This window comes from Patescibacteria group bacterium (assembly GCA_041650895.1).
Lineage (GTDB): Bacteria > Patescibacteriota > Patescibacteriia > 2-01-FULL-39-33 > 2-01-FULL-39-33 > CAISTG01.
In genome coordinates this window covers 667,539-691,776 of sequence record JBAZKF010000001.1, presented here as the reverse complement: position 1 = coordinate 691,776, position 24,238 = coordinate 667,539, and the positions used below count along the sequence as shown (strand labels likewise).

Here is a 24,238-nt window from a genome sequence, read left to right as displayed (position 1 = left end):
TTATGGTAAAAAACCTAACCCCCTCCAAAATATTGGCGGGGTTGAACTGAAAGGAATAAAATGGATAAATTACTTGCTGATGCCGGATTATTCGGCCAAGGATTGACTCTGGTGGACACGCCGCAACTTATTGAAAGATATAACGATTGCCTTAAACGATTGGGACTTCCCCCGACTCAACTAACCTCATTTTCCATTGATGGCATCGGTTGGTCGCCGGAAATCGCCCAAGAAACCGGCAATCCGCTGTATCTGTCACATGGCGTGGCTAATCAACTAGCAATAATTCTTTCCCCCGATCAAGAGCATAAACCGATTTACTTTCCCTTCAGTTCGTTTGATCGTTCGCTGATGGCGGAGTTCTTCAAAAAGTTCCGCCAGGTTATTGCGGATATCACTACGACTTCCGGCATAGCCCTGGATATTGATCAGGAACTGACATCTTATGAAACAATCCTGGATCTGCTTTTAGTAGAAGATATCACGGTTATAAGTTATTGCGATGACTTGATTCAAGCGGCTCAACATCAAAGAAAACTGACGGAAGAATTTCTTGCCCCCGGCAATAACTGGGCTAACAGGGAATTAACCCGCCAGCTTATCGCTAGCGCTCAAAAGTATGGCAACTTGCGATACCGTACGGTAGAAATACCGGACTGGCGCTACGAAAAATTAGGCTGTTTTTACAGTCGGGCGCTTAACGGCGTTTTTGTCTTCCGTAATCTGCCGGGGGGAGACTTCATGGTTGTTGAGGATGGCAAGCTGGCCAAAAAAAATCGAGCAACACAAATTGACATTTTCCCATTGACCAACAAGCATTTAATCGATCGATTGGAAGAAGCCGGACTGATCACTGTTAATCTTTCCTGGTATCGGGAGCACCCCGAAATCCTAGAAGAAAAACGCGATTGCCTGCTGATTGATATCCTTTCCGCCGCCGATCCCGAAATTGATTATCTTCATTTGACGGAACCGCAAAAAAAGGCGCGTCTGAGAAGCCTTGGCACCAAAATTCCCAAAATCTACAAAGATCTGGAACGGCTGATCAAACGCTTAGAACAAAACGAAGTTGAAAGTTTTGATGAATTGTCAGATGAACTTAAACTTTTGCTCTTGCAACCCCGTCCGGACCTGGAAGAAGAAATATGGGAATTGGTCGGCATGCTGATTGCGCGACTACAGCCCTGGCGGCTGCTTATCACTTTTATCTGCGATAAGAATCTGTTCTATAAGCGCTATGACGGTTGGCCTAAAGCAAAACAGCTCTGGGCCATCGCCACGCTCAAGAAACATTACCGACCAAAAATGAACATCTTAAGAGAAAGAGCGTCTAAGGAAGAACTAACTGATTAACGTAAAGGAATAACTTTCAACTAATGCGGTTGCCAACCGCGAACCAAGGAGAATCACCATGCTAATTTTTTTGTCGTATGCCCTGTTGTTCACTGCTCTCGGTATCGTCTGGTTCGGTCTTGATAAATACTTTGGGGTAGTTGTATTCTCTTTCGTTTACAATCTGACCCACAGTAAGCGCCTACCGGCCGATCAAGTCTCCGGTTTCATCTTAGGTCGTAAAGCGCGAGGACGCTTTTACTCGGCCTTGCTTCTGGGTTTCATTAATTGGCGATTATGCCTCTATATGATGGTGCATGGCCCCGCAGTCAATTCCTTCTTGTTGTTAATGGCTGTCGTTTTTACGATGGTCGGCTTCTATTGCGGTCCCATGGTTATGCGACTCTTGGGCAAGCGTGAAAGATTACTGAAGCATCTAGACGTAATCGACAGGATTGAAACCGGAGAAATCCAAGTCGGCAATGAAGCCAAAAAGAAAGCCAGAAACTGGTGGAATAACTTAACCGGCGGTTTAGCCAATTGGCGAAGCGCCCTTAAAGACGCAGTTAGAACGGCTAATCAGCCGGAACAACCAGTGGTTATTACCGCGACTCCTGCAGAAACAGAAGAACTGCCGGCAACAACGGCGACTTCCGAGCTATCCGCCCTGCAACAAGAACTTGCAACTGTGCAAACCAGCATTAATCTTGTAGGCGACAAGGCCAAAGCCACTCCGTTGAATGATGAACGCTTAAGGGCGGCGAGAGCTAATCTAAAAGCTTTTGCCCGAGGTGAAAGCAGTCCTGGCAGCCCTGAAGGAGTAGTGAATAACTCCGACCAAGAAAGGGAATAGGAGATAGCACCATGAGTGAAAAACAAGATAAACACGGTCGGCTTTTCTGGCTTTTCAAACACAGCGCCGTCTGGTCAATGAATTTCGCTAAACGTCACTGGTTGATTTTTACTATTCTCCTGATAGCAACCGGCTTAGAGCTATTTATAGCTCGCGGGTATGTATACGGATCCGTCATTACTGTCAGAAAGTTCTTTGGTTCTTTCTTGGCGATTATTGCGGCCATAGGCATTTTCCGTTGGCTGTACCGCAAATATCGATGGCGCGGTAAACTACTGTTAGTAGTACTCTATCTGCTTATTGGCTTCGGTATTTATGAGGTCGGCAAGCCGATTCATCACTATCTGGCGCAGTATTACTGCTACAAAGTCAATGATTTCGTAGAATTGGAGCAATTACCGGAAACGGCTTACGAGCGGATCTTACCGCTTAACTCTGTTTTCTCGCAAGCGCGGGAATTAGTGCAAGACAACGTCCAACCGGCTGAACCGCATTTTGTGCGGATCGGCAGTCAATACCGTTTTACTATGGGCATTGAGCCTACTCCTCTTTTACCCCGTATCTTCTCTGGAATTCGCCAAGTTTATAATGTTGATGGCACATCTCCGGCTCCGGATTGGGGGTTGCAAAACCTAATTAACGTCAAATTCGAAACTGGAGAAAACCTTAAATGGAGCAGAAATACTTACACCGCCGTCAGCCGCGCTTTCGGGTTATGGCGTTACTTCAATTATGAACCGGACGGAGTTATCTACCTTAAAGACGATTCTGGAAAGATGGTGCAAGTAGTACCACTGATCCGTTGGAAAGGATTACTGTTTCCACGGCCGATTTTTGGCGGAGTACAGATAATTGAACAATCGCCAGACAACGTCTGGCAAAGCATCAGGCGAGTCATGTTCGGTTGCGGCTATTATGTGCCGCCGGCCAAAATGAAAAACCACCCATTCCTGGATGGACAGAATGTCTTGTCTTATAAAGTATCCCGTTACATTGCTGAAAGCTTCAAGTTCCATAAAGGACTATCCGCTCCTCTACCTTGGATACATAACGGCGATGTCAGAATCGCCAATATGCCCGAGGATATGAACGATCAGCCCTTCACTATCTTTTTCCGTCTGGGGCAACTCGGCGGCAAAGACGCTCTTTATCACTACTTCTCGCTTCAGCCTTACTCGGAAAAATCGCAAGGATTATCCGTCTCTTTGTTCGTGCCGGCTGACGGCTTGAGTAAAATATTCATTTTTTCTCATCATCAGAAAGAACCAATGCTGGGAGTAACCGCCGTAACCAATAAAGTTATCGGCGATCATAAATTCTTTGACTGGACAATCAATCGACCGGTCGAGCAACGGCCCTATATCACCAGGGTAAACGATAAGATCCGCTTCTATTGGCTGACCACTGTCGTTACCTTGGACAGTAATGACCCTAAACACTATATCGCCGGCAACCGTCCTGATGTGATATTGACTGATGCAGCCAACCAATGCGTTTATTGGATGGAATCAGCCGACTCTGGCGCTTGGAAGAATCAATTGGAAGCTAATGTCAGCTTTAAGCCGGTTATGGGGGGCCTGCCTCAAGCGGAAAGAGTAGAGCCGACGACCGCTCCGTCGACTTCTGCGGAATAGCTGGTTAATCGTTCATTTAAACAATTTTAGTGAAAAACAGACGAAGCCGCTAAGAGCGACTCGTCACCAAAGGAGAACTATCATGTTCGTCGCCATTACAATTCTGGTTATCGGCCTCTTCGTTGAATACAAGTTTAAGGTAGCGGAAAAATACCTGGTGCCCTTCTGGCGCAGTACAGTAAAGCCCTTCCTTATGGGCAAGGTCAAGCCGTTTATCACAACGAAAATTCTGCCGGCAGTGGCCAAACTTTTCAACATCCCTGTAACCCGGCAACAATAAGCACTTTCCCATACCGCTCCGACGCTTCTGTCGGAACGGTTTTATTTTTACTTAAAAATCCCGGCTTACGGCCGGGATTAAAATTTTATTACATGCTATTTACAAATTATTGAACTTTAAGCATTTGCTCCATAAGATTAACAAATACTTTAGCGTTGACTTCCACATCAGGCATAGCGCGATGAGCATTACGATTTTCGTGTCCAAAATGGCGAGCCACCGCTGTTAAATTATATTGCGGTAAAGACAACAACTTACGGGATAACTCCAGAGTATCAATCATTTTATGTTGCGGTGCATTCAAAACGTGGCGTTTAATATGCGACAAAACAAATAGCCAATCAAACTCTTTAATATTGTGGCCGACAATGATAGAGCCGTCAATAAAAGACAAAAACTCAACCAACACCTGACTGCTGGGTCGGCCATTGACCAATAAGTATATCTCATTTAAACCATTAATCTTCTCCACCTCCGGCGGAATCGGACGAGTGGGGCGGATTAAAGCTTCAAAACGAGCCAATTCTTCATCGCCGCGCAACCGAATGCCGGCGATTTCCAGAATTTCATCCCGCAGTGGATCCAAACCGGATGTTTCCAGATCAAAAACCGTAAACTCCGTCTTAAGGAAGCTCTGGTATTTTTCTTTCAATTGTTCCGCTGTCATGTTGTTTGTCATAATATGAATATATTAACGGAATAAAAAAAATAATTCAACTTAATTAATTTTCCGACAATAATGAAAAATAATTTTAAAAAATATTATTGACAGTTGTGGATAACTATTGTTGTCAAAAAAAAAGTATGCTATAATATATTTAGTTGAAATAGTTTTTGCAGAGAAAATCGTTTCAGCTTACACTTATAAAAGAAAGGGGGTGAGCTATCTATGGCAAAAAAGAAAAAAGCGAAGAAAGCTGTGAAAAAAGTTGCAAAAAAGAAACCAGCAAAGAAAAAGAAAGCTGCTAAAAAAAAGAAGAAATAAGAATTTTCTCAAGGGAAAAATCCCCTCTCTGCAGAAGGGGATTTTTTCTTTGGTAAAAATTTTGTTTTAATTTCAAAATTTTTTTTTCTGTTCGACCCTAAGTCGGGCATTTTTTATTTTTATCTTTCCAAAAACTCCGTCATAACCGGCGGAAATCTCCACCTGGCCTTGACGCATGGCGATTATGGCTTCGGCGACTTCCGGTAAAGTGATTTCCCTCAATTCCGCCAAGGATGAATCCAATAACACGGAAAACTCATTGGCATGGCGGACTAAACTTAAGTACTCTCTCTGGACTTTCTTGGAACTTTTGCCGACTTCCAAAACGTCGGCGATTATTTCCTGCAAAGGAATCAGATTCTTATAGGGAATGAACTCATCCGCCTTGATCTCGCTCCGATCGGCTAATAAGCTAACCCGATTGAGTACGCCTAGAACAAGCGACTTGCCGCACTTAGGACATTTGTTATCCAACTGTTTGCTTTTTTCCGGCACGCAAAAAAAACCGCAAGCGGCATGGCCGTCAATATGATACTTGCCTTCTTCGGGAAAAAACTCCAAGGTCATCAGAAATTTTTTTCGATCTTTTTCTTTTATTATTCTTCTCAGTTCTTGATAAGTGAATTCGTTTTCCTTAAAATCAAATACATTAGCTTCGCGTCCGAGATTGGCTGGCGAGTGCGCGTCAGAATTAGAGAGCAGAGTTATTTCATCCAAACATGACAAACTCCAGTTCATTAATGGATCGGAGGATAGCCCCGTCTCCACTGAAAAAATTTTCGGTGTCAATTCTTCAAAGCATTCCTGAAGCGAATCAAATCCCGACTTGGAACCGAACACGGCAAACCATGGCGTCCACACATGCGCGGGAAAGACGATAATATTTTCATCAATCTCAAAAGCCAAACGCGCCAGCTCCTTGGCCGACAAGCCGATAATCGGACGACCGTCGGATTTGAGATTGCAGCCGCGATTAATTAACTCTTGAATTAATTCCTCCGCCGCTTCAATTGACGGCAAAAGCAAACAAATATGTACACGACGACATTTCCCTCCTTGAGTATAAATACAACTGATTTCTCCGCCTAAAACAAACCTAACCGTGGAGGGGTCGTCTTTAAGCCGAAAAAATCCCTGTTCCGCTTGAATTAATTCTTCTTTAATTGATTTAAACCAGGCCGGATGAGTGAAATCACCGGTAGTAACCAGTCCTATACCCTTACGCTCACACCATTTGGCGATATTGGGTAAAGTCAGATCTTGACTGCAACTGCGGGAATATTTGGAATGGATATGGAGATCGGCGATAATTTTCATATTAATAGTATGGTAACAAGATTGAACTCTTTAGGCAATATTAAAACCGGAGAGACAAGCTCTCCGGCCAAAAAAGTACGTTTATCTTTATGTCATAATCACGTGACAGGTTAGAGAAGCAAGAAAGCAGACGGCGGCCAGAGCAATTGCAATGATAAGTTGCCTAAAATCTTTTTCTTCCATCTTTGTTGAGTCAAAAACCATCAGGGAAGCCAATAAAAGAATAATTCCTAAACCATAAAGCAATATTGTCAGGATAAATGTAATCATGGCTTTCCTCCTTATTTGTTACGACCATTACCACGTCCGCCACTATTTGTAGGACGAGCGGACCGGGATCGATTGACGGGCGCACTGCGTTGTGGCGAACGAGCGGGCGACACGCTATGAGTTGGCCGAGACGACCGGGCGGGTGCCACCGATCTTGCCGGCGCACTGCGTTGTGGTAAACGAACCGGCGACATACTTCGCGTTGTCGGTCGAGCTGGGGCTACTGATCTCGCCGGCGTCTGCGGTGTTTGTGGCCGAGACGGTGACGCATGAGACGGCCGCGACGGTGCTTGACGCGAAGGTACCGGCGAATGGTTTACATTGGAATTGTGTTGCTGTCCGGGCGAAGTCGGCCGGACAGTTTGGGGCGCACTACGCATCGGTCGAGCTGGGGCTACTGATCTCGCCGGCGTCTGCGGTGTTTGTGGCCGAGACGGTGACGCATAAGACGGCCGCGACGGCGTTACCGAGCGATTCATGCTGGGACTGCCATGTTGCGTCTGCTGTCGTGGCGGTGACATGTGTTGCGGTTGCCCATGCCTGGACTCAGGTCGCAATCGCGGCGGTTCATGCCGCGATGGCGAAGAATAAGATCTTGGCCGATGATGAGTCATTGAAACACCATAAATACCCACATTCACGTCAACATAACCGTGATGATGACCGGGCGACCGATGAAAATGACTGCGGTAATAAGACGTCGGACGCCAATAATAATTTAATACCACATAATCAACCGGCACCGGACGGACCCAAACCGTATCCACGCCGAAGTAGACGCGATGCGTAACACTGCCGACAACGTAATAATAATGATCAGGATCGGGATAGACAACTTCTTCCGTAATAACCGTTTCTTCAGTAACAGTCGTTATGCCGTTTTCCGATGTGGTGGTAACGACCGTTTCAACTCTTCGATTAGTGGCGCAACCCGACGATAAAATCAAAGCGGACGCCAGGATTAAACATAAAACCACGGCTGAACTTTTCATCTGTATCTCCTTCCGGTTAAATCCTTACATTAAGAACATTGCTTGTCGGCGGAACAACTACGGGTTGCCCGTCACTTCCCTGCTTCTTTTTCGCAAAAGGACTTAAATTATGATAACAATTAAAACAGACTTGATTTTTAGAATCGTAAATTCTGGTTAAACGGCCGCACTGACCGCATCTTTCCGGCTCAATAAACGGCAATTTACCCATATTTTATCTCCATTGTTAAGGTTCAATTAATACCAAATTGTATCATAACACTAAAAAATTGTCAATAGTGATTGCCAACAATTAGTTTATAGATAATAGGAGCGATTTCCTATTCGGCAATTTAGTTGCTAAAATGCAGTTATTAAATAAATCAAAAAAATAAATATTAAAATCCTGATTATCGGCAGTGGCTATATTGGCAGCCGTTGTGCCCAAGAATGGAGAAACGAGGCTATCCTATCAGATAAAATCATCAATTCAATTGAAGATGTTACTGATATTTTAGAAGAGTTTTGCCCGGATGTAGTTTTAAACGCGGCGGGAATTGTCGGTAAGCCGAATGTTGACTGGTGCGAGACTAATCAATTGGAAACAATCAAAGGCAATACCCTATTGCCTCTTATGATTGCATCGGCCTGCGCAAAAAAAGATGTTTATTTACTGCACATTGGCAGCGGCTGTATTTTTTATGGCCAATCTCCCGAACCAAAGGGTTGGAAAGAAACTGATTTCGCTAATCCGGAAGTAGTTTATACAAAATCAAAATATGCAGCCGACCTGGCCTTAATGAATCTGCCTAACGTCGGCATTGCCAGAATCAGGATGCCCATCGATAATTTACCTTATCGTGGCAACTTAATTGATAAGTTAACTGCTTATAAACAAGTCGTTGACGTGGAAAATAGCGTAACGATAATTGGAGACATGATAAAAGTTTTTTATCAGTTATTAACAAAAAGGGCTGGAGGAATTTTTCATGTCACTAACCCCGGAAGTATCAGGCACAAGGAGATTCTTGATTTATATCGAGAGTTGATTGATCCACAACATGAAAATAGCTGGATTAATGAAGCTGACCTGGTCGACCTGGGACTTGCGGTAAAGAAACGTTCTAGTAATATTCTGCAGTCAAAAAACTTGGCTGATTTAGGTATCACCATGAGACCAATTAAAGAAGCTTTGAGACAAACCCTGATTGACTATGCTAAAAATAAACGCTCGGATTCTTGACTTTTTATTAAAAATTCAGTAAACTGCAATAGTAAATCAAGCTTTTAAGTAAAGATAAAGATCCTGATAGGCAACGGGGTGGAGTATGTCGGTAGTACGCGCCCATGGGGTGGTTTAAAATCCGCCCAGGATTTTAAAAGGTTAGAAGTGAAATAAGCGCGAGAGCGCGAAATTGAACGATCGAAAATATGCCAGTGGCATATTTTCGCTAACCCTGGACGAGCTGAACGAGAGTGAAGCGAGATTTATCTAAATACCAAAAATAAAATCGGGGTGGAGTATGTCGGTAGTACGCGCCCATGGGGTGGTTTAAAATCCGCCCAGGATTTTAAAAGGTTAGAAGTGAAATAAGCGCGAGAGCGCGAAATTGAACGATCGAAAATATGCCAGTGGCATATTTTCGCTAACCCTGGACGAGCTGAACGAGAGTGAAGCGAGATTTATCTAAATACCAAAAATAAAATCGGGGTGGAGTATGTCGGTAGTACGCGCCCATGGGGTGGGTGTAGACGGGGTTCAATTCCCCGCACCCCGACATGAGAGAACGTTCATAAGGCTTTATTCAAACTTAAGTTATCCCAAACAAAAACCAGCTATTTAATATAGCCGGTTTTTGTTTACTGTTAACCAATTCTAACCAAATAAAGCAAGTAATCCAGCTTACAAAACAAAAAATTATATTTTGCCACTTTCATCCTCCGCCAACTATTTCAAATAAGAAATCTTTGGATTTTCATTTGAAAGAAGTTTTAGCCGGCTTCAATGCAACCGTCTTAATCCTTTGAATTAGGATCATAACCGAGTAAAACTTCTCGCCCGTCTTTATAGCCATCGCCGTCGCTATCAGCGTTAGTCGGCTGAGTATTATAAATGTCGGTCTCATCACTATCAGATAAGCCATCATCATCAGTGTCAATGAAGGCGGTGTCATTTTTAATATAATCATTTTCAAAACCGGACTGAATGATAACTATCTTGCTTTCCCATCCTGATCCAAACCACTTTATTACAGCCTCTTCGTTTATATACTTTAGACTATTATCGCCAAAAATAATATAAGTTCTGAGACTGTTATCAAATTTAATCAGCCTAGATCCAGGATTGACATTGACATGCTCGCCTTCCGGCAAAGCATCAAAAGACGCCTGAGTGACTATTTCCAACTGCTGTTCTTTCCAGGTACCGGTATGCCAAGTCCAATAAGTCGCTTCATTAACATATAGATGCCTATCACCATTCTCAGTTACATGATAAATAGCTGGATTATCAGCTGTCTTTACCATTCGGCCAGTGAAATAGCCGGCCTTATTCGCATAATTAATTATTGTTGAGTTGGCAGCTGGGCCAGAAGAATTAGAACTGCCGCAAGTCTGGCTTTCCGCCGGTCTAGTGCTTTCTAATTTACAACCGTGACTATCAGTACAAGTCCGAATTTGTTTACCATTAGAACATCCCGACCAGGCCGTGCAATTCCACTTTGGCGAGCAAGTTATACTGCAGGTTTGAGACATCGCCGGCCTACTGGTAATAGTGCCACAGCTATTAGTATCAGTACAGACTCTACTCTGACTATAGCTGGTGCAAGCCGACCAAGTGCCACAAGACCAATTTTCTGTACAACCGGAAGACGGTAAAGAGCAGGACTGATAAACTATTGGTTTATTCCTAGTGGTACCGCAAATATTGGAATCAACACAAGTTCTAGTTTGACTACTATTAGAGCAGGATGACCAAGCACCGCAGGACCAATTTTCAATACAAGACCCTACTGATCCTAATTTTACTTTGATAGCGATATCTTTTGAAAAGCTGGGTATTGTTCCCGTCAAAATACCGTTCGTTACTTGAGCTTGTGTCTCACTAATTATTCCTCCTGTACCCCAGGTATTATAATACTGAATATTATAAATGCCATTACTGAAACCGGGTAGCGAAAATGTCGCACTATTAATCACTCCATTATTTGTCAACCCATATTGGCTACCGATATCGTAAACCCATAAATAAGCAGTATTGTTTCCCACCAAACCGATACTACGCAATATATGCGAATTAAAAACGGCTGAAGTCGGACTGCTAAAAGCATAGTTGGTTATACGAATCCAATCAAATCCAGTGTTTTTTACCTGAACAGTATGCGACCCGGCGGGAATATTCACTTCATATTGCAAATTAGTAGCGCCACTCGGTGGAGCCACTGTTTTCACAATCACTCCGTCTAAAGTAATACTCATGCCATTATTAGCATTAGCCGCAACTTGCGGAATATTAACCTGCAAAACCGCCGGCGCATCAAAATTTGTCAGTAAAATCGGATCAGAACGCAAATTTTCATGCCAACTTCCGTGCAAATGACCGGTCATCTTTGAAAGCCCCTCTATTTGCCCATACTGATCTACGGTAAATGTTGTTTGTTGTGGAACATCGTAAAACAATGATAACCCAGGAATATTTGCCTGAACTAATGGTTCATTAGACTGCTTCTGCGTAGTTAAATTAGCCACAGTACTTACTAATGCCTTGTCTCCTAAACTCTCACTGTTAATATATAAAAATAAAGGTTTATAAAGTTTATAAAGTTGTAGATTATTAACATAGGGAGCCTCCCAAATATGTGCGCCTGATTTTAGATGGAGCGCCTGCCAGATAGCGTTATGCATATGCAAACCTTCTAGAAGCTGCGAACGGTACGGTTCAGAAAAAGAATTATAAGTGCGTTCAGGAGAATTATTATCAGCACTTAAGCCAAACTCCGCCGTAAAAATCGGTTTCCCATACTTACGAAGCTTTTCCGTTACTGTTTGCGTATAAGAAAAAATATCCGTTGAATAAGAGTGGACCTGCACTAAGTCTATGCTCGGGAGTAGCCAAAAAGGATCCTCAAAGGACTCATTATAACCAGCTTCAAGACTAGTTGTAATAAGATGATCAAAAGAATCGATATCTTTTAAGAATTGCGCCATTTCCGTATGCCACGCAACAATCGCCGCGGCATTACTGCTTGCTCCACTTGAATATCCGACTTCATTGAATAATTCCCAACTATGAATAGCGGTAGAATAACCCCAACGAGCCACAATATAACGATATTTATTTTTGGTCAAACGTCGCGCTTCCGTATTAGTAAAAAACTGTTGCGGATCGGTCAGCCAACCGCCGTAAGCCGCATTGGCGATGTTATAAGGATTATTACGCCACTCATCATAACTTAAAAACTGCTGAAAATACTGCAGAGTAAGCTGGATGGCAATATTATTCTGTTCAGCAAGCTCTAATACATGATCCAACCTCCAAGCAATTTCCATGCCATATTGACCCACACCATGATAATAAGGTGGCGGATTATATATATTATTCGGTGTCCATTCTATGTTCTCTCCAGTATTATAACTAGTCATCCAAACTCGTTCCCAAGTAACGCCATTATCGACCATCTTCTGAAAATGCGTAGTCCACCAAGCTATTCCAGTATCGGCTCCAGCGCAATTTTGATTATAACCAATAGGAACAAACTGCTCGCCAGTCGTCCGACGCAATAAATATGGATCGCGAGAATCAATGCGAACAAAGCCTTTTTTAGATGAAGGAATACATTGAAATGTATTCGACCCCGAAATAGTCTGAGTGCCACTATTATCAATTACTCTAATTACGTAATTATGCGTACCAATTTGCGTAGGAGTAAAACGCGCTTTCCAAGAAGGGTCTCGGCCGTTGCCATAACGTTCGGGATTAGTAGAAGTAATATCATATTCCATATAGTAGAAAGCAGGAATGATTTTTTGTGTACCGTCAGGCTGTGTAAAAATTACATCAACTTTTATTTGGTCCGCATCAAAGGGATTTTTATAAGTCGCGGTGTTCGAAGGATCAGAATAATTTCCTTCCAAAATGAACGTCAGTTCAAATTTTTCATATTGACCGATACTGTTTGAGTTTTGGGATTGTGAACTGACCAAACTATCGCCTGTCAGCGCTTGGGCTACATTAATCTTTTTTACTGAGTTATAACCAAGAAAAATCAAAATAAAAATAATTGATAAAAAAACAGCTGATCCTAAGTTTTTAAGGATAGCTGTCCCGATTCGACTGACTGCTTTTTTTGTTTTTTGTAAAAATAAAGTCATATTTACTTTATTCTTTGGTTTAATTATAGAAGAATTGAGTAATTCTCTTGATTTATTTTAACATATTGGACGGCTTCCTTTCAATACCTCGGCTTAGTCATACTCCCTCATGCTCTATTCATAAAAACTTCAAATTAAAGTCCAATTATTTTTTACCGCTTTTGCCTGCCGCCGGCAATAAATCCCAAATCAAATCAAACCATTTTCTGTAATCATGCGCCAGTGTCTTATCGCGCAAAACAAAAAAACTAATATCATCATCCAATTCCTTGGGGCTCATGCCGGAATAAATAACCACGTAATCGCCAAAAATTTCCAATGATGAGTTAGAGGAATATTTGGCGGGTAAAAATTTATACGCCCCACCGATCCATTTAATCACCTCCGGATGGTTTCTTATTTCTGCGTCATAAATATATTTTCCTTTGATTTTCTTCTTTTTCCATTCCTGGCAAGCCCGGATGCTGAAATTCTTGACGCGCGGATCAAACCACGATCCCTTACTGCCTAAACCGTAAACGTTTCGGCCGGTTTTTAGGATTAAATTAATATAACTCTTTAATCCCCTGACACCTTTAAAAATAGAGATTTGCTGGGTCGGGCTCACCAAATCAAACTTTTTAAGCATACCCGGAAGCGCGGTTTCTAATTCTTTTACCTTCTCCTCAACGAACTCGCGCAATTTTTCCGGGCTGACTGGGGCGTAAGTCAAGGTTTTCCTGGGCATAATCTGATAAACCAATCCTTGTTTGATTAAACGATGAATGGTGTCATAAACATTGCGCCGGTCAATGCCGGCGTGCTTGGAAATGGCGCTGACTGTACCGGTTTTTATCTCCAAAAGCGCATTATAAATCCTGGCTTCGTTGGTTGACAGGCCAATATTATTTAGCACTTCAATATACATATGTTTTTTAATGATTTTTGATGGCTGACAGCATTATAACCTATTTTTTTAAAAAAGTAAAAATATGGTGGTATTGACCACCATTAATACAATATGATATCCTGGGTAGTTAGCAACGGACTAACAGCGGCACTTTGACAACCAAACAACAAGGAGACAAGACATGGAAAAGACTTTGGCTGAAACACTAAGAGACGGAATAATTGAGAAACAAATGAAAGAAGAAAAAGAAAGGGAAATAACCGCTTCTATGTTATATTCTGCGCTGGAAAGACGAGGCGAGATCAAAAAGCGTGGCTGCGGTACTCCTCCCCTTGATGATATGCTTGCGGACATGATAGAAGAAATCAAACGCTTTCCCGAAAAAAGAAAAATTCAGAAAACCCTTATTGAATTTGGTAATCCGAGAATGAATAAATATTTTTGCGCCAATTGGGAAAAAATAATCAATAATTCCGCAGTCGGAAAGAAGGTTCTCTCCTTTTTTAGGGAGCAGGGATTCAAATGTTGTTTTGAGATTGACACTGAAGCATACAAGTTTTACGGTAGTTATGAACATGATATATTTATCAGAATAGTCGTTGAGTGGTAAAAAAACAAAGGAAAGTGGTCATGAAAGACTTCAGTAAATATCTCAGAGAAAACGGTTGGAAGTACAAAGATACTCCCAGAATAATGGTTCCGCTACAAAGATTATCGACTATGCGCGCATTCCCTACTCTTTCTCGGGAGGAAATCAGCCAACCAACTATAAAAAAAGCAATGTCACTGGCTACTGATCGGCCGGTTCATAAAGTATCATTCCTATCCTTAGAACGATTGCTTCCTCAACCTGAGTGGATGTCTGATGGAATTTATGGACACATGAGAAGAAAACTTACTAAAGACCATGAATATTCTGTTGACTCCCGTTCCATGGATTTTATATCCAAAATATTACTAGAAAGTATTGATTACTATTCTGAATACTACAAAAACCAAGAAAAAAACCATAAGGATTTAATGAAGGAGCTCAGGAAAAAATGCGGACCGGGTATTACTCAAAGCTTTATTAAACTATCTTATAATACTTACCTTAATTATGATTATATTGATAGCGTTATTGAAGATTTAGTCACGGGCTACGAAAGGTGTATTGCTAAAAGTTTTGGAACTTCCGATTGGTTAGTTACCGATTGTATTGGAGACTGGATAAAAAAATTTATTTTCGATTATCTGGTTTTTCTCCGTCTGGGAAATACTAAAAAAGCCAATTATTCAAAACGCATGATTGAATTGACTAGACGAGGATACTTTATTTTAGGTTTCAAAAATATGGAACCGGAGACATTAATACTTGTTTGTCGTTAGTTTAAAAAATCGTACAAAAAAGCCGAGCAGAAATGCCCGGCCTTTTTCTTAGACGAAATTTTTAGAAAGTTCTATCATGTCGGGGTGACAGGACTTGAACCTGCGACTTCTTGCTCCCAAAGCAAGCGCTCTAGCCAACTGAGCTACACCCCGATTTTGAATTCAGCCCCGCAATCGGCGGGGCTGAATTAATTCTGTGCCGAGGGCGAGAATTGAACTCGCGACACAAAGATTTTCAGTCTTCTGCTCTACCACTGAGCTACCTCGGCATTCTGAATTTTAAGTTTTAAGTTTTATATTTCAACTTCCTGTGCGCATACCAAGATTCGAACTTGGGACCTCGTCATTATCAGTGACGCGCTCTAACCAACTGAGCTATATGCGCATAATTAATTTACAATTTTCAATAATATTACTATAACAAAATTGTATTTTCTTAGCAATCTTTCATTAAAAAATCCCGACTCCCGCTCTTCCGCGGTGCGGGATATAAAATACTAATCTTTTTAGCTTTCATTCTCTTTGGGAAACTTAAAGATTAATGCAACATCAAAAAATCTTCCTTCCCCTATCAGATTATTCTGCATACTGACGACGCTTACTTCTCTATGTTCTAACTGCTCACTCATAGCATCCAAAATTTGCCTGCCTTCATCATCGGTGCATCCATCTTTATCTTCCATTTCGCACTTAACTCTGACTCTGATGCCAAAGCTTCCGGCGGGAATACCCAAATTTGATCCACCCATTGGGGTGTCAACTAAAAAAGCTTCCCTGACTCGCATTTGTCATTCCTCCTGTCTGTTGAATCAATATTTCAATGAACGAAATTAAATTTGACAACTAAATAGCGGTAAAAAGTTTAACCAAACCCATTCTTATGCTTATTCAGCATAAGAGCGACCATGAGACAAACTCGTGAGAGCTGTCTCAATTTCTCCTTAGAAAGGAGGTGATCCATCCACAGCTTCCGCTACGGATGCCTTGTTACGACTTCACCCCTGTCATTGATCCTACCTTCGTCCGCCGCTAGGGCAGCCTTCGGGTATTACCAACTCCCTTGGTGTGACGGGCGGTGTGTACAAGGCCCGAGAACGTATTCACCGTGACATGCTGATTCACGGTTACTAGCGATTCCAGCTTCATGAGGTCGAATTTCAGACCTCAATCCGAACTGAGATTGGTTTTGGGGATTAGCTCCACCTTACGGCTTAGCGACCCTCTGTACCAACCATTGTAGCATGCGTGTAGCCCAGGATGTAAGGGCCATGCTGATTTGACGTCATCCCCACCTTCCTCCCCGTTGAGCGGGGCAGTCTCTTGTGAATATTTAACACAAGATGAGGGTTGCGCTCGTTAAAGGACTTAACCCGACATCTCACGACACGAGCTGACGACAACCATGCAGCACCTGTATAGCACTCTCGAAGAAGTCCAGGTTTCCCTGGATTTGCAGCTATATTTCAAACCCTGGTGAGGTTTTCCGGTTACCGTCGAATTAAACCGCATGCTCCACCGCTTGTGCGGGCCCCCGTCAATTCCTTTGAGTTTTAATCTTGCGATCGTACTTCCCAGGCGGGATATTTAATGCGTTAGCTATTTTAGACGTCACTGACAGGGTCGATACTGCCAATGACTAATATCCATCGTTTAGGGCGTGGACTACAGGGGTATCTAATCCCTTTCGCTCCCCACGCTTTCGTACAACAGCGTCAGTTGTGTTCTAGTTAGCCGCTTTCGCCTCTGGTGTTCTTGCCGATATTAACACATTTTACCGTTACACCGGCAATTCCGCTAACCTCTACCACACTCTATCTTCCCAGTTCCGACGGCAGTTCCACAGTTGAGCTGTGGGATTTAACCGTCGGCTTAAGAAGCCGCCTACGTACTCTTTACGCCCAATCAATCCGGATAACGCTCGAGGTCTCTGTATTACCGCTGCTGCTGGCACAGAGTTAGCAACCTCTTATTCCTCCGGTACCGTCAGATTTCGTCCCGGAGAAAAGACCTTTACATCCCGAAGGACTTCATCAGTCACGCGGCGTCGCTCCCTCAGGCTTTCGCCCATTGGGGAATATTCTTGACTGCAGCCACCCGTAGGTGTCTGGGCAGTGTCTCAGTCCCAGTGAGGCGGGTCGTGCTCTCACACCCGCTATCCGTCATAGCCTTGGTAGTCTTTTATACTGCCAACTAGCTGATAGATCATAGGCCCCTCTCTAAGCGATAAATCTTTGCTTGTCGGACATAGATCCGACAGGCGCATCCGGTATTATCCCAGCTTTCGCTGGGTTATCCCGAACTTAGAGGCAGGTTACCAATGCGTTACGCTCCCGTTTGCCAAGGGTCTAAACCCTTTCGACTTGCATGCCTTAGACACGCCGCCAGCGTTCATCCTGAGCCAGGATCAAACTCTTATAAAAGAAGAATGAAAGGGTTCCTTATCAACACCGAAGTGAGATAAAAAAAATTCATTCAACTGGCTTTGCAACTAGATTACGATCAGTTGCCAACCGTTTTTTTCGCTTTATGACTTGCGCTAAGGGCGCACCGGAGAACCGGCTGTCATAAAGTTGGATTGAAAGTATTGTATTGAATTCGATTTACTCCGCGGGGGCGGAAACGAATTCATAAAAACTCAAATTTAAATTCTTTGGTTTGGTGCTTTTTACCACTATTCAGTTGTCAAAATACTTTTCCTAACAGTCATTTTTCAAGTTAAGAAAAAACAGAGGGATCCGATTTGGCGAACTTTGTCCTGGACAAAATTCATTTCAGATACCACTGTTTTCCCTTTTTTATACCGCTACAATATTAGTATTGGCGGATAAAACAACTTAATTTTGATTATCTTTTGGGAAAGAGTTTGGTGTTAAGTTTTTACCCTCTAATTTTATCTTATTTTAGAGAGAATGTCAAGAATAATTAATAAGTAATAATACTGATGACCAAAAACCATTACATATTAGCTTAATTTAGCCAAAATTGTACAAACAAAAAACCGCCGACCGAAGCCGGCGATTTTTGAGTAAATTCATTTATACACAGCATTTGCACAAACTCATCTACATTATTCAGCGACTTCATCAGCCGGGGCCTCAACGGCTTCCGGAGCGACCTCTTCGGTGGCTTCTTCAGTAGCCGGTTCAGTAACCGGTTCAGTAGCTGCGACTTCTTCAGTCGGGGCAACAACGGCGTTATCGTCGTCTCCTAAAAATTGGAATGACATGTGTTTATTTTTATTAATTAGTTGCTAATATAATCTTAAGCTGTAAAAAATATTCTGTCAATCAAAAAAAATAATTTATTGTTTTTTGCTTTTTTTTCGACGCCATTCTTCCACCTCGCCATGATGGCCGGACAATAGCACTTTGGGCACTCTTAGTTTCTTGCCATTCGCCACAAAAATTTCCGGCCGAGTGTAATGCGGATGCTCCAGATAGCCAATGGTTGCATGCGATTCATATTCTACGGATTCTTGCTTGCCCACAAAGCCGGGCAGGTGGCGAGATACAGCCTCAATAATTACCGCTGCCGGCAATTCACCTCCGGCCAAAACATAATCGCCGATGGAAATCTTTTCATCCACCAACTTTCCCACTCGCGCATCTACGCCTTCATAACGCGGGCAGACAAAAATCAACTGATCATATTTAGCCAAACGCACTGCGTCTTTCTGGGTAAATCTTTTGCCATTTGCCGCGGTCAAAATTATTCTTGTTTTGACTTTATGAATTTTTGACTTTTGGCTTTTGACTGCCTTAAGAGCCTTATAAATCGGTTCAATCTTAAATAACAATCCGACTCCTCCGCCGTAGGGCTTATCATCAACCGTTTGATGCCGATCAGTCGTCCAGTGACGCAAATTATGCGCCTTAACAGTAAGTAACTTATTTTTTTGCGCGCGCTTAAATAAAGACTCATTAAAATATGACTCCAAAATTTCGGGAAAAATTGTGATAATATCAAATCGTTTCATATAATTGCTTCAGACAGTTCAATTATAACAGATAATTTAAAACCGGCCAAAATGACCGGTAAAGTGTGCTTGGCAATTATTCTGCCGGATTCTCCGCTTTTGCCGGAATTTCGACTTGGGGAATTTTTTCCTTCGTCGGCAAGGCCTGCATGGTTTGCAAAATTTCCAACGCCGTTTGCCTTATTGTCTCATTAGTAAAAACAAAAAAATATTCATCAACAAAAATCGCTTCAGTTAATGTTGCATTAACATAGATCGGTAAAGGCTGACCAGGGGAATAATCACTGGGAGTCCATTGTTTGCTAACTGAATCAAAAACGCCGACTTCAACCCGTCCCGTACTCTCAATATCCGATAGAATAACGACTAAAACGGTTCTGTTTATAAAACTAATGCTAATAGCCACGCCGCTTTTACTTACCGACCCGATAATATCTTCTTCTTTTATCAGATCAAATCCTTCCTTAAAATTAAAAACTAAAGAAAACATTCCTTTAGCCAATGCTTTGGTAACTGGAACCATTCTAGTATCTTCTATTTCCGCAGAGAATACCAGATCTTCCAGCTTTTCTGCCGCCCTATCTATCTCAATCGCTTTTGGGGCCGCATCTTCATTGCTCATAACTGATTCCTCCTTTAGTTGTTGATTATTAATATCCAAACACAGCAAGTCTTACATTAATCCGGACTGTTTGATCCTAAAATTTAAAGGGCTTTTTACCTTCTAGAATATACTGTAAAAACAAAGTATTGTCAAGACTGGCTTAGACAAACAAAACACCGCCCCGAGTGAGGCGGTGTTTTTATGTTTCTGATGGCTTTATTAGATGCTCAAGTCATCAACCATATCAGTATCAACTCTCTCAGTGTCCGTTCTTTCAGCGTCCATAGGACGAGAAGCGCGAGGACCTCTGGAACCTTCCGGTTCGTCGATCTTTAAGTTAACTCTGGCGTTATTCTTAGCGCCGATGATTTTGGCCAAAGTTCTAATCGCTTTGGCGGTCTGTCCCTGGCGGCCGATAACGTAACCGATATCGGTGGGGGCAACGTGGAGGGTCAATAAGACGCCTCTTTCGTCGACAGTTCTGTCGACTCTGACATCATCGGGGTTGGCAACAATCGCCTTGACGATGGTTTCTACAAACATTTGGTCTTTCTCAGCCATATTCTTTGCTTAATAATAAACCGATAACATTTCCACATATCCCGATTAAGCGGAATAGCTGCGAAAATAAGTTATCAAGGTTCGTGGGGTTTTTCTACCCTTCACCTGTGTATAATTATAGCAAATCAAAACAAACTTGTCAAGAGGATAAAAAATCAAGTATAATAACAATAAGAAAGAAAGAAATCATGTTTTAAACCTCATTCCTTTCATTATAAGCAAATATATATGACTGATAATTTAGGCCCATCACTGGAGGATCTTACAACTGAAGGAGAGACGGCCGAAAAAGAATCAACAGGCGGTCAGCTCCAACAAAAATTAACGCAAATAAAAATTAAAGAAAAAGAGGACGAGGTAGCCAAAAACGCCGATGCTTTAGGTTTGCCTTATATTAATCTGGTTGGCTTCCCTATTTCTCCCGATGCCCTAAGTTCTATTGACGAGTCAACAGCCAAAGATACTCAAACAATCTGTTTCTTCAATAACGGCTCGGAACTGCGCGTGGGCTGTGTAAATTATAATAATGAAGCCAAAAAAATATTAACTGCTTTACAGGAAAGGTTTCACGCCAACGCTTTGCCTTATCTTATCTCCCGGCATAGTTTTGAACGTTCCGCCAAATTATATGATTCTTTACCCAAAATCTCTCGTTTAGTGGGTGGAGTGGAAATAAAAAAAGAGGATATTGAACGTTTTGAAAAAGAAATAACGACTTTTAAGGATTTAAATGAAAAGATCAATAAGGTCAATATTACTGATGTAGTGGCGATTATTCTGGCGACTGGACTCAAAGCTGAGGCTTCAGATGTTCATATTGAAGCTGAAGAAAAAGGCATCGTGGTGCGTTTGCGCGTAGACGGTGTCTTGCATGATTCGGCCATGATTGAAAAAGATAAATGGAAAAAAATAATTGCCCGCCTTAAAATTTTAGCGCGAGCAAAAATCAACATTGATGACAAGCCTCAAGATGGCCGTTTTACCATCTTCCTGGAAAATGACGCAATAGATGTCAGAACGTCTTTCCTGCCGACTAATTTCGGCGAAAGCGTAGTCATGCGTTTATTGCATTCCCAATCAATCGCCTTATCTTTTGAACAATTAGGATTATTGCCGGCAGCCTTTAAAACATTGGAAGCGGAAATAAAAAAACCAAACGGCTTAATTCTAACTGCCGGTCCGACCGGTTCCGGTAAGACTACGACCTTATACGCGGTCCTTAATAAGCTTAATCATCCGGATGTAAAAATCATCACCCTGGAAGACCCGATTGAATACCGCCTCAAGGGCATTAATCAATCGCAAGTTGATCCTAAAAAAGACTACACCTTTGCCAAGGGCTTGCGCTCTATTTTACGCCAAGATCCGGATATTGTAATGGTAGGTGAAATTCGCGATAATGAGACAGCTGATATTGCTACTCAAGCGGCCTTAACAGGCCACCTGGTGCTTTCTACCGTCCATACTAATGACGCGGCTGGAGTTATCCCACGTTTAATGGATATGGGCATCAAACCCTTCTTTATTGTTCCCTCCATTAATGCGGTTATCGGCCAACGCTTGGTACGCAAATTATGCGAAAAATGCAAACAACCGCATCAAATTACAGAAGAGGAAAAAATTACGGTAGAAAAAATATTAGCAACCGTTTCCCCTAAGTCGGGTATTGACATACCGGCAAACTTACCTCAGATGTATGAACCCGGACCGGGTTGCGAAGCTTGCGGCGGCATCGGCTACAAGGGCCGTATCGGTATCTATGAAATTTTTACCATGACCGATAACATCAAAGAGTTGACTATGAATGGCGCAGCGGCCTTTGAAATTCTCAAACAAGCGATTGAAAACGGCATGATTACAATGTTGCAGGATGGCATTATTAAATCTCTGAACGGCGTTACCGACGTACAAGAGGTTTTCCGCGTTATTGGTAAATTGGATTATGTGGAAGAATTGTACGACATAGTCATTACCCAAACTATCGGCCGTGGCATTAATCTGACCGCCAAAGAGCTAACTAAGGGCGAAGAACTATCCAAAGATTTAAAACAAATCCAAGGAGAACTGGAAAATCTTCCAGCTAAAGAGCTGACGGCTTTATTAATGGCGGTGGCGCTTAAAGCGGACGCCGGCGATATTCATATTGAGCCGACTGATACTGGCGTTAAGGTGCGTTTCAGGATTGATGGCATTCTGTATGATATGGCTACTTTGGATAAGGGCCAATATTTGCCGGTCTTATCTAATATGAAAATTTTGGCCGGCATGCCGACTAATATCAAAAAAGCGGCTTGGGATGGACGTTTCGGCATTTTCACGCCACAAGTCAAACAAGATTGTCGCATTTCCATTATTTCCGGGGGTTACGGTGAGACAATTGTCATCCGTATCTTATCGGCGCAAGCCGCCAGCCTAAAAATTGAAGATTTAGGTATGCGTGAGTATGCTCTAAAGCCCTTACAAGAATCAATGGAAAAGACCAAGGGTATTATTGTTACTACCGGACCAACCGGCTCAGGCAAGACTACTACTTTATACGCCTTACTTAACCAACTCAATAAGCCGGATATTAAAATTATTACCATAGAAGACCCGATTGAATACCACTTGGCCGGCGTAATGCAAACACAGATTGATGAAGCTCAAGGCTACACTTTCGCCGCAGCCATGCGCTCTTTATTACGTCAAAATCCTAATATCATGATGATCGGAGAAATCCGTGACAGTGAAACCGCCAAGACAGCGATTGAAGCGGCCTTAACGGGTCATTTAGTCTTATCCACCATCCATACCAATTCCGCGGCCGGAGCTTTCCCCCGTTTCTTGGGTTTAGGCATTGAACCGCATATTTTAGCTAACTCCTTGGAATGTACTATCGGCCAGCGCCTAGTCAGAAAGATTTGTCAGTATTGCAAGCAACCGGATGAACTTAATGCTGAGACGGCCAAAGAAGTGGCCAATATTATTAAGGGTATTAATCCTAAATCTGGAGTCAAAATACCAAAAAACCCGACTTACTTTAAGGCGATTGGTTGCGAAAAATGCGGCGGTTTAGGTTATAAAGGACGCTTAGGTATTTATGAGGTCATACCAAACACCGCTGAAATGCAAAAAGTGGTGCAAGGACCGGCGGTTACTAATTCAGAAATAGAAGAACTGGCCGTTAAGGAGGGCGCAGTCTTAATGCTTCAGGATGGCATTTTAAAAGCCATGGCCGGAGAAACAACAGTAGAAGAAGTTTTCCGTGTCGCCAAATAGACTTATAACATTAAAAAACTCCGAATTATCTCGGGGTTTTTTAATCCATATGGATTATTTTTTTAGAATCATAAGTTGGATTTTTTCCATAAACAACTATACCGTAATTTTTTATTTGTTTTACTTTTTCTTGGCCATGCCAGCGTTTTTCAAGTTCCTTATTAGTTAAAAAAGTACAAATAGAAAAATAAGGGTCTTCAAAAATTATTTTATCTTTAGTATAACCGACAGCAACTACCCAATGGCCATCGCGATAGCTATTAGTATAATCAATCTTTTTCGGATTCCAGGCTTGCAAAAGCAAAATAGTCGGAATCTTTTTATCAATATTATCTTTTAAGTCCTTAATTGACAGTTGGCCGTCATTAAATTTTAATTTATATTTTTTTAAAGTACGCAAAATTCCTTTTATTAATGTTCCTTCTTTTTTATTAGTTTTAGCATATTTAATTAGTAGTTCCTCACGTATCTCTATACCATAATAAATCAACACGGCTTGCAAAGCTTTAGTGCCACAATCATATTCATAAGTTTGCATAAATTTTGGAAAATCTAATTGCTTCATAAATA

21 protein-coding genes, 3 tRNA genes and 1 rRNA gene are annotated in these 24,238 nt (G+C 42.1%); 8 read left to right on the top strand and 17 right to left on the bottom strand.

Going from position 1 to position 24,238, the window contains the following annotated elements; translation table 11 throughout:
- The first annotated feature begins 60 nt into the window (after positions 1 to 60).
- The 4 genes from WC473_03500 to WC473_03485 all read left to right on the top strand — a co-directional run bounded on the left by WC473_03500 (position 61) and on the right by WC473_03485 (position 4,099).
- Positions 61 to 1,353 (top strand): DUF6638 family protein, encoded by a 1,293-nt coding sequence (locus WC473_03500; GenBank protein ID MFA5124857.1) that lies wholly within the window; start codon positions 61 to 63, stop codon positions 1,351 to 1,353.
- A gap of 58 nt (positions 1,354 to 1,411) precedes the next feature.
- Positions 1,412 to 2,185, top strand: coding sequence for a hypothetical protein (locus WC473_03495; GenBank protein ID MFA5124856.1), 774 nt, complete (start codon positions 1,412 to 1,414; stop codon positions 2,183 to 2,185).
- 11 nt (positions 2,186 to 2,196) lie between these two features.
- Positions 2,197 to 3,819, top strand: coding sequence for a hypothetical protein (locus WC473_03490; GenBank protein ID MFA5124855.1), 1,623 nt, complete (start codon positions 2,197 to 2,199; stop codon positions 3,817 to 3,819).
- A gap of 82 nt (positions 3,820 to 3,901) precedes the next feature.
- Positions 3,902 to 4,099 (top strand): hypothetical protein, encoded by a 198-nt coding sequence (locus WC473_03485; GenBank protein MFA5124854.1) that lies wholly within the window; start codon positions 3,902 to 3,904, stop codon positions 4,097 to 4,099.
- A gap of 106 nt (positions 4,100 to 4,205) precedes the next feature.
- On the opposite strand, the gene WC473_03480 is transcribed toward WC473_03485, so the two are convergent.
- From WC473_03480 to WC473_03460, 5 genes are all read right to left on the bottom strand, one after another.
- Positions 4,206 to 4,778 carry a 3'-5' exonuclease gene (locus WC473_03480; GenBank protein ID MFA5124853.1) on the bottom strand — a complete coding sequence of 191 codons (573 nt, stop codon included), beginning with the start codon at positions 4,776 to 4,778 and terminating at the stop codon, positions 4,206 to 4,208.
- Positions 4,779 to 5,156: 378 nt separating this feature from the next.
- Positions 5,157 to 6,401 carry an endonuclease Q family protein gene (locus WC473_03475; GenBank protein ID MFA5124852.1) on the bottom strand — a complete coding sequence of 415 codons (1,245 nt, stop codon included), beginning with the start codon at positions 6,399 to 6,401 and terminating at the stop codon, positions 5,157 to 5,159.
- An 87-nt stretch (positions 6,402 to 6,488) separates the two neighbouring features.
- The gene (locus WC473_03470) at positions 6,489 to 6,671 is read right to left on the bottom strand and encodes a hypothetical protein (GenBank protein MFA5124851.1); all 183 of its coding nucleotides are present in this window, start codon (positions 6,669 to 6,671) and stop codon (positions 6,489 to 6,491) included.
- 11 nt (positions 6,672 to 6,682) lie between these two features.
- The gene (locus WC473_03465) at positions 6,683 to 7,663 is read right to left on the bottom strand and encodes a hypothetical protein (GenBank protein MFA5124850.1); all 981 of its coding nucleotides are present in this window, start codon (positions 7,661 to 7,663) and stop codon (positions 6,683 to 6,685) included.
- 16 nt (positions 7,664 to 7,679) lie between these two features.
- Positions 7,680 to 7,874, bottom strand: a complete 195-nt coding sequence (locus WC473_03460; protein ID MFA5124849.1) for a hypothetical protein — start codon at positions 7,872 to 7,874, stop codon at positions 7,680 to 7,682.
- Between the two features lie 150 nt (positions 7,875 to 8,024).
- Here WC473_03460 and WC473_03455 point away from each other — a divergent pair, with 150 nt between their 5' ends.
- Positions 8,025 to 8,885 carry a sugar nucleotide-binding protein gene (locus WC473_03455; GenBank protein ID MFA5124848.1) on the top strand — a complete coding sequence of 287 codons (861 nt, stop codon included), beginning with the start codon at positions 8,025 to 8,027 and terminating at the stop codon, positions 8,883 to 8,885.
- A gap of 773 nt (positions 8,886 to 9,658) precedes the next feature.
- Here the strand turns inward: WC473_03455 and WC473_03450 are convergent.
- Together WC473_03450 and WC473_03445 are read right to left on the bottom strand one after the other, a co-directional pair.
- Positions 9,659 to 13,012: a DUF5060 domain-containing protein gene (locus WC473_03450; GenBank protein MFA5124847.1), complete on the bottom strand. Its 3,354-nt coding sequence runs from the start codon at positions 13,010 to 13,012 to the stop codon at positions 9,659 to 9,661.
- Positions 13,013 to 13,157: 145 nt separating this feature from the next.
- Positions 13,158 to 13,919: a helix-turn-helix domain-containing protein gene (locus tag WC473_03445; protein ID MFA5124846.1), complete on the bottom strand. Its 762-nt coding sequence runs from the start codon at positions 13,917 to 13,919 to the stop codon at positions 13,158 to 13,160.
- Between the two features lie 163 nt (positions 13,920 to 14,082).
- Here WC473_03445 and WC473_03440 point away from each other — a divergent pair, with 163 nt between their 5' ends.
- Together WC473_03440 and WC473_03435 are read left to right on the top strand one after the other, a co-directional pair.
- Positions 14,083 to 14,511, top strand: coding sequence for a hypothetical protein (locus WC473_03440; protein MFA5124845.1), 429 nt, complete (start codon positions 14,083 to 14,085; stop codon positions 14,509 to 14,511).
- Positions 14,512 to 14,531: 20 nt separating this feature from the next.
- Positions 14,532 to 15,269 carry a hypothetical protein gene (locus WC473_03435; GenBank protein ID MFA5124844.1) on the top strand — a complete coding sequence of 246 codons (738 nt, stop codon included), beginning with the start codon at positions 14,532 to 14,534 and terminating at the stop codon, positions 15,267 to 15,269.
- Positions 15,270 to 15,348: 79 nt separating this feature from the next.
- On the opposite strand, the gene WC473_03430 is transcribed toward WC473_03435, so the two are convergent.
- From WC473_03430 to WC473_03390, 9 genes are all read right to left on the bottom strand, one after another.
- Positions 15,349 to 15,422 (bottom strand) — tRNA-Pro (locus tag WC473_03430).
- A gap of 44 nt (positions 15,423 to 15,466) precedes the next feature.
- A tRNA-Phe gene (locus WC473_03425) sits at positions 15,467 to 15,538 on the bottom strand.
- Between the two features lie 42 nt (positions 15,539 to 15,580).
- Positions 15,581 to 15,654: transfer RNA gene (locus WC473_03420), tRNA-Ile, on the bottom strand.
- A gap of 121 nt (positions 15,655 to 15,775) precedes the next feature.
- On the bottom strand, positions 15,776 to 16,054 hold the full coding sequence (locus tag WC473_03415) for a hypothetical protein (GenBank protein ID MFA5124843.1): 279 nt from the start codon (positions 16,052 to 16,054) through the stop codon (positions 15,776 to 15,778).
- A gap of 160 nt (positions 16,055 to 16,214) precedes the next feature.
- A 16S ribosomal RNA gene (locus tag WC473_03410) occupies positions 16,215 to 17,689 on the bottom strand.
- 647 nt (positions 17,690 to 18,336) lie between these two features.
- Positions 18,337 to 18,495, bottom strand: coding sequence for a hypothetical protein (locus WC473_03405; protein ID MFA5124842.1), 159 nt, complete (start codon positions 18,493 to 18,495; stop codon positions 18,337 to 18,339).
- Positions 18,496 to 18,570: 75 nt separating this feature from the next.
- On the bottom strand, positions 18,571 to 19,245 hold the full coding sequence (gene trmD / locus WC473_03400) for a tRNA (guanosine(37)-N1)-methyltransferase TrmD (protein ID MFA5124841.1): 675 nt from the start codon (positions 19,243 to 19,245) through the stop codon (positions 18,571 to 18,573).
- Positions 19,246 to 19,321: 76 nt separating this feature from the next.
- The gene (locus WC473_03395) at positions 19,322 to 19,867 is read right to left on the bottom strand and encodes a hypothetical protein (GenBank protein ID MFA5124840.1); all 546 of its coding nucleotides are present in this window, start codon (positions 19,865 to 19,867) and stop codon (positions 19,322 to 19,324) included.
- A gap of 201 nt (positions 19,868 to 20,068) precedes the next feature.
- A complete protein-coding gene (locus WC473_03390; GenBank protein ID MFA5124839.1) occupies positions 20,069 to 20,410 on the bottom strand; it encodes a KH domain-containing protein in 342 nt (113 codons plus the stop codon).
- Positions 20,411 to 20,638: 228 nt separating this feature from the next.
- Between WC473_03390 and WC473_03385 the strand changes: the two genes are divergently transcribed.
- Complete coding sequence (locus WC473_03385; GenBank protein MFA5124838.1) at positions 20,639 to 23,668, top strand: GspE/PulE family protein; 3,030 nt, start codon at positions 20,639 to 20,641, stop codon at positions 23,666 to 23,668.
- 40 nt (positions 23,669 to 23,708) lie between these two features.
- Here the strand turns inward: WC473_03385 and WC473_03380 are convergent, their stop codons facing one another.
- Positions 23,709 to 24,233, bottom strand: coding sequence for a cysteine peptidase family C39 domain-containing protein (locus WC473_03380; protein MFA5124837.1), 525 nt, complete (start codon positions 24,231 to 24,233; stop codon positions 23,709 to 23,711).
- Between the last annotated feature and the right edge of the window lie 5 nt (positions 24,234 to 24,238).

Bases quoted from the DNA above. Each gene is read 5' to 3' on its own strand.
- WC473_03495 (MFA5124856.1), top strand. From the start codon at position 1,412: ATGCTAATTTTTTTGTCGTATGCCCTGTTGTTCACTGCTCTCGGTATC.
- WC473_03405 (MFA5124842.1), bottom strand. From the start codon at position 18,495: ATGTCATTCCAATTTTTAGGAGACGACGATAACGCCGTTGTTGCCCCG.
- WC473_03380 (MFA5124837.1), bottom strand. From the start codon at position 24,233: ATGAAGCAATTAGATTTTCCAAAATTTATGCAAACTTATGAATATGAT.
- WC473_03465 (MFA5124850.1), bottom strand. From the start codon at position 7,663: ATGAAAAGTTCAGCCGTGGTTTTATGTTTAATCCTGGCGTCCGCTTTG.
- WC473_03445 (MFA5124846.1), bottom strand. From the start codon at position 13,919: ATGTATATTGAAGTGCTAAATAATATTGGCCTGTCAACCAACGAAGCC.
- WC473_03480 (MFA5124853.1), bottom strand. From the start codon at position 4,778: ATGACAAACAACATGACAGCGGAACAATTGAAAGAAAAATACCAGAGC.
- WC473_03415 (MFA5124843.1), bottom strand. From the start codon at position 16,054: ATGCGAGTCAGGGAAGCTTTTTTAGTTGACACCCCAATGGGTGGATCA.
- WC473_03435 (MFA5124844.1), top strand. From the start codon at position 14,532: ATGAAAGACTTCAGTAAATATCTCAGAGAAAACGGTTGGAAGTACAAA.
- WC473_03475 (MFA5124852.1), bottom strand. From the start codon at position 6,401: ATGAAAATTATCGCCGATCTCCATATCCATTCCAAATATTCCCGCAGT.
- WC473_03470 (MFA5124851.1), bottom strand. From the start codon at position 6,671: ATGATTACATTTATCCTGACAATATTGCTTTATGGTTTAGGAATTATT.
- WC473_03390 (MFA5124839.1), bottom strand. From the start codon at position 20,410: ATGGCTGAGAAAGACCAAATGTTTGTAGAAACCATCGTCAAGGCGATT.
- WC473_03395 (MFA5124840.1), bottom strand. From the start codon at position 19,867: ATGAGCAATGAAGATGCGGCCCCAAAAGCGATTGAGATAGATAGGGCG.
- WC473_03385 (MFA5124838.1), top strand. From the start codon at position 20,639: ATGACTGATAATTTAGGCCCATCACTGGAGGATCTTACAACTGAAGGA.
- trmD (MFA5124841.1), bottom strand. From the start codon at position 19,245: ATGAAACGATTTGATATTATCACAATTTTTCCCGAAATTTTGGAGTCA.
- WC473_03490 (MFA5124855.1), top strand. From the start codon at position 2,197: ATGAGTGAAAAACAAGATAAACACGGTCGGCTTTTCTGGCTTTTCAAA.
- WC473_03460 (MFA5124849.1), bottom strand. From the start codon at position 7,874: ATGGGTAAATTGCCGTTTATTGAGCCGGAAAGATGCGGTCAGTGCGGC.
- WC473_03500 (MFA5124857.1), top strand. From the start codon at position 61: ATGGATAAATTACTTGCTGATGCCGGATTATTCGGCCAAGGATTGACT.
- WC473_03485 (MFA5124854.1), top strand. From the start codon at position 3,902: ATGTTCGTCGCCATTACAATTCTGGTTATCGGCCTCTTCGTTGAATAC.
- WC473_03450 (MFA5124847.1), bottom strand. From the start codon at position 13,012: ATGACTTTATTTTTACAAAAAACAAAAAAAGCAGTCAGTCGAATCGGG.
- WC473_03440 (MFA5124845.1), top strand. From the start codon at position 14,083: ATGGAAAAGACTTTGGCTGAAACACTAAGAGACGGAATAATTGAGAAA.